This window comes from Alteromonas marina (assembly GCF_000808575.1).
Classification (GTDB): domain Bacteria; phylum Pseudomonadota; class Gammaproteobacteria; order Enterobacterales; family Alteromonadaceae; genus Alteromonas; species Alteromonas marina_A.
The window spans coordinates 104,641-116,075 of record NZ_JWLW01000013.1 but is presented as its reverse complement, the minus strand read 5'-3'; the positions used below and the strand labels follow the sequence as shown (position 1 = coordinate 116,075).

Below are 11,435 nucleotides of genomic sequence, written 5' to 3'. Positions count from 1 at the left end.
GGCATTAGCCTTCGGGCCCTTTTTTGTTTCCGTAAACTAGAAAACTAAAACGCTAAATTAGAAAGCGGGCTGACTACACCATTAGCCCCTTGTTGAAGTATGTGCGTATAGATTTGAGTAGTTCTAACATCGGCATGACCTAGTTGGTCTTGCACTGTTCTGATATCTGCGCCAGATTGAAGCAAGTGTGTAGCAAATGAATGACGAAGCGTATGAGGCGTAACGTGCTTAATTATTCCCGCATCACTTGAAGCTCGACTTACCGCACGCTGTATCTGTTTTTCATCTATATGATGTCGCCGTAATAGCTTACTTTCTGGGTCAATACTTAGTTTTGATGCAGGGAACAAATACTGCCATTCCAGCGATTTATTACGCTGTTGATACTTTTTCCTCAATCCATGTGGAATCCAAGAACCAGCAAAGTCTGGCACCATCAAATCTCGTTGCAAAAGTTTTTCACATTCACTGATGTGATTTTTTAAAAGTGGGATCAGCGAATCTGACAACGTCACCACACGATGTTTGCCCCCTTTTCCAAACCAAATCCTCACACACTTGTAGTCGAAGTCTATATCCCCCGTTCTAAGACGCACGCACTCCATTAATCTAAGGCCACTTCCATACAGAAGTGCTACTGCTAAGTAATGATGGGTAGGCACCCTACCAAGCAATGCTTTTACTTCTAACTGGGTTAACACAACTGGCAGCTTCCTTTCCCTTCCACTCCCCACAAAATTCATGTCGGAAGGTAGCGGCTGCTCTAAATACTTGTTGTAGAGAAAAACGAGCGCATTGAGTGCAGTGGCTTGTGTAGACCGTGCATTTTTGCGCTTGGTGGATAAGTGCGTAAGGTATGCTTCAACATGCAAAACGTCGAGATCTTTCGGGTGCTGAAATTTGTGAAAACGAATGTAGTCTGAAATCCAGTTTATGTAGGTTTGTATAGTACGTTTTGCATAGCGCTTCAGCATCATGTGCTCGTACAGGGATTTAATAAACTGAGACTTCATATTCGACTCCAAAATAAAAGAAGTCTATTTAAAAAATCACAATGAAATAACTGACTTTAGTACCTGTTTTCTTACAGAAGCATGCGCTAAAAACACCAAAAACACTTGCACCCCGATTTGGTGTTTTTAGCTTTTGAGTAAAATACACCAAAAACGTATTTTACTAATTCTAATGATAGGTTATGGTTTAACCATGTTTAAAACCAAACGGACAAAAAACCCGTTCTGGTTCGTTAAATCGCCCCGTTTAGGGAACGATTAAATTGTTATGTGCCAAAATAAGTTAACCAAAACGTCCAAGCTTCAGTAAAAGGAATTATTATGGGTTTGAAACCGTTCCCAAATATAAAGCCCAGAAACCTAGGTTTATTGTTATTTATTGCTCGTGTGCTCACTTATTTCGGGGTTGTATTAATTGGTGTAGCAATAGCGTTAATTGCAGGCACGCTCTTTACTTATTTTTTTCCAACACCACCCCTAAGCGGCAGTACAGAGACTTATCGTATAGGTCTTGGTGGAATTAAAGCCGGTTTTCTTATCATTGCTGTAGGCCTTTTTGCCATTGTTTTGTCAAACATCTTAGCGGCAATTGTGTCTTGGGAAAGCTCGCTTTCAGGCGAGGAGCATAATGGCACATAACAAAAAAATTAAGCCACTCACTTCGTTCGCTGGGACGCAAACATGCGGGGCGGCTTCGCCATTATGCCCCACATGCCTGCGCCCCTTATTTAAAAGTTAGGTACCGGTATGAACATGCACAACACATCTGTAATTTTAAGCATTCTTGTGTTTTGTGTGGCATTTCCAATCTCGTTTGTTTGTTTATTCAGAGGCATCTATTACCTTCTATTGGCCTCGAAAAACCAAAAAGATGGCGCGCCTGAAAATAGATTTATCAAATTCAACTTATTAAACTCTTTAGTCATTCAAGGGGCGCTTACTGAATCTGGCAATCAACATAAGAAAAAAGGTATAAAGAACCTATCCGTTTTCATTTGTTTGTCTTTGCTGGTATTTGGTATGTTTAGCCTTTCTTCGAGTGGCAACGTTACCTAACAAAACACTAAAGGCGCTCGCGCTGCTCGCTGGGACGCTAACACATGGGCTGCGTCACTTCGTTCCTAATTTTAGCCCATGTGTTACCGCCCCTTAGTGGGGTGTTAGTACCCTCGGAGCAGGAAGCTTGAAAATAAAACCATCCAAAAAGCTATATCTAAAAATGCTAAGAAGTCTTTTGATAATTAGCGTTCTATTCGGTCTTACTGCATATGTCTGGTCAACTTCAGTTTATGAATGTATTTCTATATTTTCATGGGACTTTTGCGGCTCTATTGGCCAAGCAGAACTGATTTATCCACTTTTTGCTCTAGATGTGCTGCTAGCTTTTTATTTACTTTCGCCATTTTTTACCTATTTCAGCTATCGTGAAATAATCAAAAATAGGAATAAAATTAAATAATGTTGCTAGGTAGTAGTGGGTTTACGGGTACTAACAACCCAATCAACACACTCACTGCGTTCGCTGGGACGCATACATGCGGGGCGGCTTCGCCATTATGCCCCACATGCCTGCGCCCGTTATTGGAAAGTTATATGCCAAGGTACCTATGGTTCAACATTCCAAGAAAATAAGAGTACTTGCATACACTTGTGCGGTGATACTAATGCCTGTCTACATCGGTAGCCCACTTTCTATGATTTACATTTCAGCAAACCGGATACCAGAAGCTGACGTTTCAACCTCTATCTTCTTGGTTGTCGTTTGCGGCGTTTTGACATTCGTATTTGGAAAGTTCGCCTACTTAATGTTTAGGTTCTTAAAATCTCTAAAGGTAAGTTTTACATTTAATGAAAGTGGCATTTCCCTTACAAATAATGGAAAAACTGATGTGTATTCTTGGCGTGAACTAGAAAAATCCAAAGAATACGCAAGCTGCCAAATATTCTGCTTAATTGACTCAAAAGGCCAGCATTTGTTCTCTGTTTGGGAATACGCTGATAATTATGCCGAATTTCGTCAGATGACAGCGGACCAAATTGGCACATAACAAGCGCATTAACACTCGCTTCGCTCGCTAGGGACAAAAACACGTAGGCTCCCTGCGCTTCGCTTGGTATTGTAGCCTACGTATTTGTGCCCGTTATGCGGGTGTTAGGTGCCTTTGAGTATGGATGAACCAAATTTCGCATCTTATACATTGGAAGAACTAGAAGATGTCTTGACGCAAATAGATAAAGCTCAGTTCCCCGATAGAGTTTTAACAATTAAGAAAGAAATAGCACGAAGGAGAAGCGGTGTTCCTGCTGAAAATCACAGCCCATTGGATACTACCAACTCTTCACCGCACAACACCAAAAAAGGAAAAAAATCAGCACGAGGAATAGTGCTCGCTGTATGGCCTGCCACTGTTTTTTTTTCAGTTTATTTTGGAAAAATCCCTTCGCGAAACGGCTTTATTTATTACGCTGAAGAACCTCGCTTATTCATAATATGCTTATTAGTTTTTATTGGCGTTGGGTTTTACTTTTATCATAGTAGGGACGACACCTAACAAACCACTCAAGGCTCTCGCTCCGCTCGCTGGGACGCTAACACATGGGCTGCGTCACTTCGTTCCTAATTTTAGCCCATGTGTTATCGCCCCTTAGTGGGGTGTTAGGTGCTACTGGTATGAGTAAAGTTTTCATCTATGGTTTTACTGGCACTTTCACTGAAACACCTGAGTACGATTACGCTCACCCAGATATTGGCGCTACTCATAAATGCATGCTTTTTCTTCGCCAAGAGTCAGAAACAACAGAGTTTTTGAATGCGGAGACAGAAGCTAAAAAATTTGGCTTCTCAAGTATCACTAATTTAGCAGGCAATCAGCTTCAAGTTGACATATTGAATACTGATGCTTACAAGGGATTTACTGGTTATTACGACGAAGCGTTAAAAGAAGGGAGTTCTCTTGTTTATTACCCACGCACCTAACAACTCAATAAACTCACTCACTTCGTTCGTTGGGACGCATACACGCAGGGCGGCTTCGCCATTATGCCCTACGTGCCTGCGCCCGTTATTGAAAAGTTAGTAGCCATATGAAAATGGAGACAGCAGTGGAAATAGATGAAGATAAAATCGATGAAGCGGCACTTGCTCTATTTTACCTTACTCTGCACGACAAGTTTGGTAGGGCTTGGAAGCAAATAGATTGGAGTATAACCGAACGGCTTTATGAAAAAGGTTATATTCACGACCCTGTTGGCAAATCAAAGTCTGTTGTTTTAACTGAAGAAGGGCTCGCCAAATCGGAAGAGCTCTTCAAAAAGTTATTCGTCAAAAGTGAGTGAGTATTGTGCGCATAGCTCAGCTGTTAATCTAGGATGTATCAGCGTGGCAACTAACAAGCCAATTAACGCACTCACTTCGTTCGCTGGGACGCATACACGCGGGGCGGCTGCGCCATTATGCCCCACATGTCTGCGCCCGTTATTGGAAAGTTATGCACTTAATAGGAAGATTTAAATGAAATGGAATTTTTGGGTCGCACTGGTTTTGCTTTTCTTATTTTCCAACGAATACTTGTCCAAATTTGCGCTCGGATTATTTGTAGGTGACTTAGGGGTATCAAATGCAATCGATAGAACATTTCAGTTTGCTTCCTTTTCGAGTTATTTTTTCTCTGCTGGTTTTCGCGCCATACCTTTTCTTGCACTAGCAGTAATATCAGTTAAGTCGCATTATCGACACAAGGCCGCTGGCAGATTTGCATTATGGCTTGCATTATTTGGTATTTCCGCTTTTCATTTGTTTGGTTATTGGGAAATGCAGCACTCGCTTTTCACCAACGAAAGAGCGTCATCTACTGCAGCCATCGCGGTTATTTGGATACCGGTTTGGGCTACAATTTTATTGGGGTTAGGCTACGCAATATTGCGTATAGCAGAACAAATCTTAAGGATGTTTCGTGCACGTGCATAACAAAGCGCTTAACACGTTCACTGCGTTCACTGGGACAGTAACGCAGCGGCGCTTCGCTATTATGCCGCTACGTCACTGCCCGTTAGCTTAGCGTTAGCCACCAAAGACACTATGAGCCAATTTTTTTCATTTTCATTTTTTATTGCATATAGTGCCGCTATCCTTCAGCTTAGTTTTTTAGCCTTTAGCGATGTACTCGATGATGGCATTTTGACATACATCGCTGTTGGGCTTGGTATTTCAGGCGCTCCTGCTATAAGGCTATTTCAAAAGTGGAAACATGCTAAATCTGCAAGTTATTTAATAATAGACGAACCTGGAAAAACGCCATTCCATCAACGGTTGATTAACTTTCCCCTGCTCATAGTGTTCTCTACGTTTGGATTTATTGGCTTTATTTCAATATCTAATCATATATTCGCATCTGAAGAAGTGCACGTAGAGGAATTTGTAGTGAAAGCTATCGGGAAAAGACGTGTTAGATACGATTTATTTGAATACATTTTAATCTCAAATGGCGATTATGCAACGTCACTCAATCTTGGAGAAACTCCAAAAACGACATACAGTGTCGGAGACAAACTTGAGGTAACTCTTAAAACAGGTTTATGGGGTTACTATATAGTTGAGGATGTTGTAAATGGTGGCTAACAAGCCAATAAACACACTCTCTACGTTCGCTGGGACGCATACACGCAGGGCGGCTTCGCCATTATGCCCTACGTGCCTGCGCCCGTTATTGAAAAGTTAGGTAGCAGTATGGAATTCGACACTATAAGAAATTTGGAATTAGAGCTAAATGATCTTGCTACCCGAAAAAACAAGCAACGTCTGGAAGTTTTAATAGCCGATGAATTCGAGGAAGTCGGAAAATCAGGCAAGAGGTTTTCTAAATCGGATATTATCAACGAACTGGTCAACGAAGAATCAGTGGCTTTTTCAGCCCATGATTTTAGCTTCGTTGTACTAGCCAAAGACTGTGTTTTGGTTAAGTATCTAACCACAATAAATCAACAAAGTGCATATCGGTGTTCTATATGGAAAAAATCACAAAACAATTGGCAAATTCAATATCACCAAGGCACTCCGATTAAACATGCTACCTAACAAAAAACTAAAGGCGCTCGCGCTGCTCGCTGGGACGCTAACACATGGGCTGCGTCACTTCGTTCCTAATTTTAGCCCATGTGTTATCGCCCCTTAGTTGGGCGTTATACACAAGGAGGGAACCCTACGGGTCAGAAGAAAATATTAAAAAAATTGTAAAGCGATACAAACTTCTTTCATCTTTTTGGCTGTTTGCTTTTTTAATTATCGCAATGTTTGCCAACTGGGCGCTAGTAGATTCAAATATTCGTAACCACTCAGAGCTTGGCCTTGAATACTATTCAAGTGATACAGGCTTTATTTGGGGCGCTATCATTTTTGGCTTAAATGTAGTTTTGCAGTTACTTTTCTACTCTCTAGAAAAAATCCTGCTCTTTTTGCAGCAAGAAAGCAGTTCTTCGAATTAAATTGTGTATAACAAAAAAATCAAGCTCGCCCACTGCGCGGGCTGGGACGCAAACATGTGGGCTGCTCACTTCGTTCGGATTTTAGCCCACATGCCTGCGCCCCTTATTTAAAAGTTATACGCCATGATGAAATACTGTTGCTGCAACTGCCATATTAAGTTTCCTTGCACGGATGCTGTAGATGGATACAAGCTGGGCTTTAATAAAGGTTTTTTGTGCCCTTCCTGCAAAGCGAACTTAACAGAATCGTTTCTTAGTAGTGGCAAGAAAAAAGTGAAATTTGATAGTAAAGCCCATGAAAAGTGGATGTCTTACTCAGGTTTAGTTGGCATTGTCACTTTCATAACATTGTTTGTTGTTTCCGACGGCTCCTGGATAACTTTTTTCGTTACATTTGGTGTCATTCTTTCTTATTTGCTATGCGGTTATTGGCTCTGGGGTTTTACACCATACCCAAATGTTATTAGCACAAAAAAGCTATGAAAGGTTGTTCTGACTTGGCGTATAACAAAAAAATCATGTCGCCCGCAGGCGGGCTGGGACACAAACAGGCAGGCGGCTTCGCCATTATAGCCTGCCAGTTTGTGCCCCATATTTAAAAGTTATAAGGCGTCAGCCTAAACCGCGTTTGGCTTTATAAAAATCCCAGTGTAACTGCCCTCACCTGTTTTCATTAGCATCGCTCTGGCTTGTGGTAGGTTTAAATCCGCCGCTCATAACTCAAAGGTGGTGTAATAGGCGCTTTATCGCCAAGTTATTAGTTGAACCTCGCAAGCGCCATTACACTCGACAGCTCAGATGGCGGCTAGCTTCAGTCAAATCAAAAACATCACTGCACAGTCGTTTTTCTTGTCTGCGTTGACAATCAATCGTATGCTGGCTTTATCAGTTTTTAAAAAGACCAAAGGAACTGGCTCTGCTTATAACAAGGCGCTTAAGACCACTCCCTTCGGTCGCTCGGACGCATTTACGCGGGGCGGCTTCGCCATTATGCCCCACGCAACTGCGCCGCTTAGCTTAATGTTATGTACTCAGGGAAGAAATTTAGATGTCAAAGAAATTATTACTACTTTTAGCCGTTCTAATTGGAGCCTTTATTTACTCTAAGAACGATCAAAACGTGGAAGTATTGCCACAACCTGCCTTACCTACACAAGAAACTCTAATTCAAGCAGACCGTTTTTCATTTCGTTGCGATGGTAGACAACATTGCAGTCAAATGACATCTTATGAAGAAGCAAAATTTTTCTTAGAAAACTGCCCAAATACAAAAATGGATGGCGACAATGACGGAATACCATGTGAAAGGCAGTTTTAGCAACGTACATAACAACCCAATCAACTCACTCACTGCGTTCGTTGGGACGCATACACGCGGGGCGGCTTCGCCATTATGCCCCACATGTCTGCGCCCGTTATTGGAAAGTTATATGCTAATTGGTACTTAACTCATGGAAGAATATTTCACTGGTCTAAGAAAAATCAAGCTTCGTTCTGACAACCTACATTCTGCTCGCTGGCCGTGCTTTTATTTAGTATCAATAGGTATCTTTCTTGGCTTATTATTTCCGCCACTAGGATTCATTGCCCCACTATTCATCTACCTTTTTCTCTTTTTATTGCTTCGACTGTCATTATCAACCTGCCCACGTTGTGGTAAACGCTTTTATTCCTTGTTAAACATCATATTCAACGGTAGTTTTTATTCTAAATCAGGTATGTGGGCTGTCTCATGTAATTCATGTGGCTTAAAGTTAAGTGAACTCCCAGAGGTCGACGAAGTTACAATCAAGTCTCACAAAGACGAGTGGTTTAAATGAGCAACGCATATAACAAGCCAATTAACACACTCACTTCGTTCGCTGGGACGCATACACGCGGGGCGGCTTCGCCAGTATGCCCCACATGTCTGCGCCCGTTATTGGAAAGTTATATGCCAAAGGAATACGGACATTATCTGGTTTAAAAAACTCAAAAGCCCTCACGTACCTTTAGACATTCCAATAGAAGATGGATTGGCTATATTAAAAAAGGTTGGCAGCCCCGTCTTTTTTGAGTCCGAAGAGGAAAGGCAATATAAAGTTTCAAATGCAGCTTACAATGTAGCTATTTATGAAACGGATGGCATTGTTTCAAGTGCTTGGTACGACGATCCCATTGGAAGGTCTTGGAACCTTGGGAGACAGAAAAAAGTAAATCTATACCTTTCTCGCTACGACAATATCAGTAACTGGGAAGCTAGGCTCAATAATGGATATATTCAGTTCTATTTTAACGACACGCTTGGATTGAGCATGTCTTATGGGTTACACAAAGATGTCATCAGGTTTAATAAACAAGGCATATAACAATCCAATAAACTCACTCACTACGTTCGCTGGGACGCATACACATGGGGCGGCTGCGCCATTATGCCCCACATGTTTGCGCCCGTTATTGGAAAGTTATACGCGCCGAAAATTCCACTGGCAACTCGTAACCCATGAGGTTACAATAACTGCATGATTAAGAGTTTTATACATAAAGGCCTTCAGAAGTTTTACGCTAAAGGAACCACATCAGGAATTCAGAAGAAGCATGAAAATAAGCTTCGTCTGATCCTGTCCAATCTCGATCAAGCCGAAGCGCCTGATGACATGGATTTGCCCGGTCTTTATATGCATAAACTCAAAGGTAGCAGAAATGATATTTGGTCTGTCAGAGTGAGTGGTAACTGGAGAGTTACTTATCGCTTTGTTGGACGAGATGTCGAAATCGTTAACTACGAGGATTATCACTAATGAATATGCATAACCCAGCACATCCCGGTGAGATACTCAAAGAACTTGTTATTGAAGCTCTAGAACTCACTATAACTGATGTCGCTCAGCATTTAGATGTTAGCCGCAAAACACTGTCAAAAGTGCTTAATGGCAAAGGAGCCATCACCCCAGAGATGGCACTTCGTCTGGAGCTGGTCTTTGGTAAGCCTTCAGCTGACCATTGGCTACGTTTGCAAAATGCTTTTGATTTATGGCAAACGCGACAATATCAAAGTTCTTTACATGTATCTCCCTATAATCTGGCGGCGGTATAAAGGCGCGTATAACAATCACATTAAGTCGCTCGCAGGCTCACTGGGACAGTAACACGTGGGCTCAGTCGCTTCGCTTGGATTTTAGCCCACGCGTTACTGCCCCTTATGTGGGTGTTGAACCCTTATTCAGCATCAAGTCTCTTTAATGCTTTTTTGTAAGCCTCATTTCTCTCGCGTTTTCCCACTGCAATTACTGTAACTACAACTACGTCATCAAGTACCCGATAAACCAACCTATATCCTGATTGACGTAATTTTATTTTATAAACATTATCGGCACCTAACACTCTATCTGGGGCTACGTGCGGTGTTTTTAATCTCTCTGCTAACTTCTTTTTCAGTTGTTGCTGCAAAGTGCTACCTAGTTTATTCCATTCTTTTAGGGCGCTTCTCTTAAACTCTAATTTATAGGTCATCCAAATTCACCGAAACGCTTTCTTCACCTTGCCTTTCACTAACAAGCTGTAGTAGTTCCAGATCCTCCAAACGATCCATCATTTTTTCGTAAATCTCAGCCGGGACACAGTAGAATGCGGGTTCATTCCTATTCAATATAGCGACAGGGTCGCCATATGCACTGCTCGCAACTTTCATAGGGTTAGCTTTTAGTTCAGTAATACTTGCAGCAACATCTGCCAAAACTCTCGCCGCCATAACGGTCTCCTAAAAGGTCTTTAATTAGGTCAGTTTAGGCCATCATTGTTGGTTTAACAAGCGCATAAACTCGCTCACTACGTTCGCTGGGACAAAAATACGTAGGCTCCCTGCGCTTCGCTTGGTATTGTAGCCTACATATTTTTGCCCGTTATGCGGGTGTTATATGCCTAGCGCTTCGACTTATATTTTTCATCATTTAAAAGGATTAAAATGCTTTACATAATACTCACTATTCTTCTTTGTTTTCTTGGTGTCTTTACGTTTATACCTAAATTTAAAAGTGTTATTGAGCGTTATAGTGTCGGAATTAATTTCTTTCTTACTCTTGTTGCGACATTAGTTGGTGTTCTATTAGCTATATCTATTACAAATTACGAAGCGAAACAAAAAGAAAAACAAGATGTAATTAAACTTTTACAGTCATCGATTTCTTCAGTAGAGACTTGTTATGAATATAGTGAAGAATTGATAGAATATTTTAATAAATTGCCAAAAGAAGATGAATTGAAGGCTGAGTTCTTTTTAAAAAACCCACCACCATACCCAGAATATTTAGACACTTTCTTAATGCAAAATATAGTCAGCAAAAATTTATCAGGGACAACGTTAAGTGATCTGAACGAATATTTAATCAACCTTAAAAGAAGTCGTACATATAATGCTCCTTTATATCTCAAGGTTTTAGAACAAACACTAAAACTCTTGGAATTTGAAATGGCATATCAAAAAGGTCATATTAATGAAGCTCAATTGGACTTACAGTTAAGTGCAATCGAGAAAATTTTAACGACTACAGGCATATAACAAGTTACTTAAAAGGACGCAAAACGCTTGGCTTGTGCTCCTTCGTCGCTAATTTTAGCCAAGCATTTATGCGCCCCTTAGTAAGGCGTTGGTATGACTCCCTTTGTCAACCCTGAACGAGTATTTTCCTGACACTCTTTCAGCCCATAATTAGCTTTGTTTCCCACTCATTATAAATTGAGCTAACGCACCGGATGAGGCAGTAATGTCGTCGGTTATCAAGCTGGTATTCGTGGATTATTCATTAATTTAATGAATAGCGCCTACCTTACTCACTCCGCCGTGGCCACCTTCTCATCAGTCTATGCTCGTGGTTCAATCACAGTTAAGTGACTGCCATCATAACGACCTCGTAGGTTGTGCCACATTCCGCGGCCTGATCCGAACGCGTTAGCTCAAACTCG

General features: G+C 41.3%; 16 protein-coding genes and 1 pseudogene. 14 read left to right on the top strand and 3 right to left on the bottom strand.

Annotation, left to right across the window (positions count from 1 at the left end):
* Positions 1 to 44: 44 nt before the first annotated feature.
* On the bottom strand, positions 45 to 1,013 hold the full coding sequence (locus RJ41_RS08720; RefSeq protein ID WP_039219448.1) for an integron integrase: 969 nt from the start codon (positions 1,011 to 1,013) through the stop codon (positions 45 to 47).
* 321 nt (positions 1,014 to 1,334) lie between these two features.
* Here RJ41_RS08720 and RJ41_RS08715 point away from each other — a divergent pair, with 321 nt between their 5' ends.
* The 13 genes and pseudogenes from RJ41_RS08715 to RJ41_RS08645 all read left to right on the top strand — a co-directional run bounded on the left by RJ41_RS08715 (position 1,335) and on the right by RJ41_RS08645 (position 9,570).
* Entirely contained in the window at positions 1,335 to 1,652 is a 318-nt protein-coding gene (locus RJ41_RS08715; RefSeq protein ID WP_039219447.1) for a hypothetical protein, read from the top strand.
* 108 nt (positions 1,653 to 1,760) lie between these two features.
* Positions 1,761 to 2,069 (top strand): hypothetical protein, encoded by a 309-nt coding sequence (locus tag RJ41_RS08710; protein ID WP_039219445.1) that lies wholly within the window; start codon positions 1,761 to 1,763, stop codon positions 2,067 to 2,069.
* A gap of 479 nt (positions 2,070 to 2,548) precedes the next feature.
* A complete protein-coding gene (locus RJ41_RS08705; protein WP_039219443.1) occupies positions 2,549 to 3,061 on the top strand; it encodes a hypothetical protein in 513 nt (170 codons plus the stop codon).
* A gap of 120 nt (positions 3,062 to 3,181) precedes the next feature.
* Positions 3,182 to 3,565: a hypothetical protein gene (locus RJ41_RS08700; protein ID WP_039219442.1), complete on the top strand. Its 384-nt coding sequence runs from the start codon at positions 3,182 to 3,184 to the stop codon at positions 3,563 to 3,565.
* A 119-nt stretch (positions 3,566 to 3,684) separates the two neighbouring features.
* On the top strand, positions 3,685 to 3,990 hold the full coding sequence (locus tag RJ41_RS08695; RefSeq protein ID WP_039219440.1) for a hypothetical protein: 306 nt from the start codon (positions 3,685 to 3,687) through the stop codon (positions 3,988 to 3,990).
* Between the two features lie 125 nt (positions 3,991 to 4,115).
* The gene (locus tag RJ41_RS08690) at positions 4,116 to 4,349 is read left to right on the top strand and encodes a DUF6429 family protein (protein ID WP_039219472.1); all 234 of its coding nucleotides are present in this window, start codon (positions 4,116 to 4,118) and stop codon (positions 4,347 to 4,349) included.
* 175 nt (positions 4,350 to 4,524) lie between these two features.
* Positions 4,525 to 4,980 carry a hypothetical protein gene (locus RJ41_RS08685; RefSeq protein WP_039219438.1) on the top strand — a complete coding sequence of 152 codons (456 nt, stop codon included), beginning with the start codon at positions 4,525 to 4,527 and terminating at the stop codon, positions 4,978 to 4,980.
* A gap of 111 nt (positions 4,981 to 5,091) precedes the next feature.
* Positions 5,092 to 5,631, top strand: a complete 540-nt coding sequence (locus RJ41_RS08680) for a hypothetical protein (protein ID WP_039219437.1) — start codon at positions 5,092 to 5,094, stop codon at positions 5,629 to 5,631.
* A gap of 63 nt (positions 5,632 to 5,694) precedes the next feature.
* On the top strand, positions 5,695 to 6,087 hold the full coding sequence (locus tag RJ41_RS08675) for a nuclear transport factor 2 family protein (protein ID WP_039219435.1): 393 nt from the start codon (positions 5,695 to 5,697) through the stop codon (positions 6,085 to 6,087).
* Positions 6,088 to 7,680: 1,593 nt separating this feature from the next.
* Positions 7,681 to 7,812 (top strand): annotated as a pseudogene (locus RJ41_RS19550) (excalibur calcium-binding domain-containing protein); the annotation flags it as partial.
* Between the two features lie 697 nt (positions 7,813 to 8,509).
* Positions 8,510 to 8,842, top strand: a complete 333-nt coding sequence (locus RJ41_RS08655) for a hypothetical protein (RefSeq protein WP_014998550.1) — start codon at positions 8,510 to 8,512, stop codon at positions 8,840 to 8,842.
* A gap of 153 nt (positions 8,843 to 8,995) precedes the next feature.
* Positions 8,996 to 9,274: a type II toxin-antitoxin system RelE/ParE family toxin gene (locus RJ41_RS08650; protein WP_039219425.1), complete on the top strand. Its 279-nt coding sequence runs from the start codon at positions 8,996 to 8,998 to the stop codon at positions 9,272 to 9,274.
* The gene (locus tag RJ41_RS08645; protein ID WP_039219423.1) at positions 9,274 to 9,570 is read left to right on the top strand and encodes a HigA family addiction module antitoxin; all 297 of its coding nucleotides are present in this window, start codon (positions 9,274 to 9,276) and stop codon (positions 9,568 to 9,570) included. The genes RJ41_RS08650 and RJ41_RS08645 overlap by 1 nt, the downstream gene beginning before the upstream one ends.
* 122 nt (positions 9,571 to 9,692) lie before the next feature.
* On the opposite strand, the gene RJ41_RS08640 is transcribed toward RJ41_RS08645, so the two are convergent.
* Together RJ41_RS08640 and RJ41_RS08635 are read right to left on the bottom strand one after the other, a co-directional pair.
* The gene (locus RJ41_RS08640) at positions 9,693 to 9,986 is read right to left on the bottom strand and encodes a type II toxin-antitoxin system RelE family toxin (RefSeq protein WP_039219422.1); all 294 of its coding nucleotides are present in this window, start codon (positions 9,984 to 9,986) and stop codon (positions 9,693 to 9,695) included.
* Positions 9,976 to 10,224, bottom strand: coding sequence for a type II toxin-antitoxin system Phd/YefM family antitoxin (locus RJ41_RS08635; protein WP_039219417.1), 249 nt, complete (start codon positions 10,222 to 10,224; stop codon positions 9,976 to 9,978). The genes RJ41_RS08640 and RJ41_RS08635 overlap by 11 nt, the downstream gene beginning before the upstream one ends.
* Before the next feature lie 213 nt (positions 10,225 to 10,437).
* On the opposite strand from RJ41_RS08635, the gene RJ41_RS08630 reads away from it, so the two are divergent.
* The gene (locus RJ41_RS08630) at positions 10,438 to 11,031 is read left to right on the top strand and encodes a hypothetical protein (RefSeq protein ID WP_039219410.1); all 594 of its coding nucleotides are present in this window, start codon (positions 10,438 to 10,440) and stop codon (positions 11,029 to 11,031) included.
* The last annotated feature ends 404 nt before the right edge of the window (positions 11,032 to 11,435 follow it).

Bases quoted from the DNA above. Each gene is read 5' to 3' on its own strand.
- RJ41_RS08705 (WP_039219443.1), top strand. From the start codon at position 2,549: ATGCGGGGCGGCTTCGCCATTATGCCCCACATGCCTGCGCCCGTTATT.
- RJ41_RS08700 (WP_039219442.1), top strand. From the start codon at position 3,182: ATGGATGAACCAAATTTCGCATCTTATACATTGGAAGAACTAGAAGAT.
- RJ41_RS08640 (WP_039219422.1), bottom strand. From the start codon at position 9,986: ATGACCTATAAATTAGAGTTTAAGAGAAGCGCCCTAAAAGAATGGAAT.
- RJ41_RS08680 (WP_039219437.1), top strand. From the start codon at position 5,092: ATGAGCCAATTTTTTTCATTTTCATTTTTTATTGCATATAGTGCCGCT.
- RJ41_RS08710 (WP_039219445.1), top strand. From the start codon at position 1,761: ATGAACATGCACAACACATCTGTAATTTTAAGCATTCTTGTGTTTTGT.
- RJ41_RS08675 (WP_039219435.1), top strand. From the start codon at position 5,695: ATGCCCTACGTGCCTGCGCCCGTTATTGAAAAGTTAGGTAGCAGTATG.
- RJ41_RS08685 (WP_039219438.1), top strand. From the start codon at position 4,525: ATGAAATGGAATTTTTGGGTCGCACTGGTTTTGCTTTTCTTATTTTCC.
- RJ41_RS08715 (WP_039219447.1), top strand. From the start codon at position 1,335: ATGGGTTTGAAACCGTTCCCAAATATAAAGCCCAGAAACCTAGGTTTA.
- RJ41_RS08630 (WP_039219410.1), top strand. From the start codon at position 10,438: ATGCTTTACATAATACTCACTATTCTTCTTTGTTTTCTTGGTGTCTTT.
- RJ41_RS08720 (WP_039219448.1), bottom strand. From the start codon at position 1,013: ATGAAGTCTCAGTTTATTAAATCCCTGTACGAGCACATGATGCTGAAG.
- RJ41_RS08650 (WP_039219425.1), top strand. From the start codon at position 8,996: ATGATTAAGAGTTTTATACATAAAGGCCTTCAGAAGTTTTACGCTAAA.
- RJ41_RS08645 (WP_039219423.1), top strand. From the start codon at position 9,274: ATGAATATGCATAACCCAGCACATCCCGGTGAGATACTCAAAGAACTT.
- RJ41_RS08695 (WP_039219440.1), top strand. From the start codon at position 3,685: ATGAGTAAAGTTTTCATCTATGGTTTTACTGGCACTTTCACTGAAACA.
- RJ41_RS08635 (WP_039219417.1), bottom strand. From the start codon at position 10,224: ATGGCGGCGAGAGTTTTGGCAGATGTTGCTGCAAGTATTACTGAACTA.